The organism is Pseudomonas sp. GL-R-19 (assembly GCF_019956375.1).
Taxonomy (GTDB): Bacteria; Pseudomonadota; Gammaproteobacteria; order Pseudomonadales; family Pseudomonadaceae; genus Aquipseudomonas.
Map to the genome: position 1 here is coordinate 1 of NZ_JAHBDJ010000089.1, position 1,049 is coordinate 1,049.

Annotated in this window: 1 protein-coding gene and 1 pseudogene; both read left to right on the top strand. The window is 54.0% G+C overall.

Annotated elements, in window-relative coordinates:
- A pseudogene (locus tag KGA83_RS28850) lies at nucleotides 1-586 on the top strand (hypothetical protein); the annotation flags it as partial.
- On the top strand, nucleotides 577-1,049 hold a 473-nt coding region (locus KGA83_RS28855; RefSeq protein WP_223531445.1), incomplete at its 3' end, for an IS3 family transposase. The pseudogene KGA83_RS28850 and the gene KGA83_RS28855, both read left to right, overlap by 10 nt.

Below are 1,049 nucleotides of genomic sequence, written 5' to 3' on the forward strand. Positions count from 1 at the left end.
TGGACTGCACCCCAAAAGTTGGACACCAACCCTGACTTTTGGCGGTGTTTCCATGGGCAAGTTTTCGCTTCAGTTCAAAATTACGGCCATTGAGGCTTATATCAACGGCAATGAAGGCTTTCGCAAGGTAGCTCACCGCTACTTGATCGACTGCAGCCTGCTTCGGCGCTGGGTCGCCACCTATCGCGCTCGAGGCAGTGCTGGCCTGCAATCTCATGGTCGCCATTACAGCGCGGCATTTAAACGCTCAGTCATCCAATGCATGCAAGAGGAGCGGCTCTCACATCGGGAAGTCGCCGCGCGGTTCGGGCTTGGTCAGTCCTCGCAGGTGGGCATTTGGGAGCGGCAGTACTACAGTGGCGGTCTTCCTGCCCTGATCGTACCCAAGAGAAAAAAGGCTGTCGTCATGCCCAAAAAAACGCCTGTCCCTGATCAATCCCAATCCGTGGACGACGATTCGAAGAGCCGAGAGCAACTGAAGGCCGAACTCGAGCACCTACGTATGGAGAACGCGTACCTAAAAAAGCTCGAAGAGATAAGGGAGGTTTCGAGGAGGAGTCGCCCCGGGAAAAAACCATCTCCGTAATGGCGTTGAGATCCAGGTTTCCTCTGGACGGTCTGCTCAAGTTAGCCAACCTGGCCCGCAGCACGTTCTATTACCAGGTCCGCGCCCTTCAGAAACCTGACAAATATGCCTCGCTGAAAACGAAGATCCGAGACCTCTACGACGAGCACGAAGGGCGATTTGGCTATCGCCGCATCGCTTTGGCGCTTCAAAAGAAAGAGTCGGTCAGTGAAAAAATGATTCAGCGCCTAATGGATCGCATGGGCCTTAAATCCTTGGTGCGCCCCAAAAAGTATCGATCCTACAAGGGGCAAATTGGAACCATAGCGGCGAATCTCCTGGAGCGTAATTTCGTCGCGCAACGGCCCAATCAGAAGTGGGTAACTGACGTCACCGAGTTCAAGGTCGGATCAAAGAAGCTCTATCTGTCGCCGGTAATGGATTTGTACAACGGTGAGATCATCGCCTATGAAACGGCCCCGCG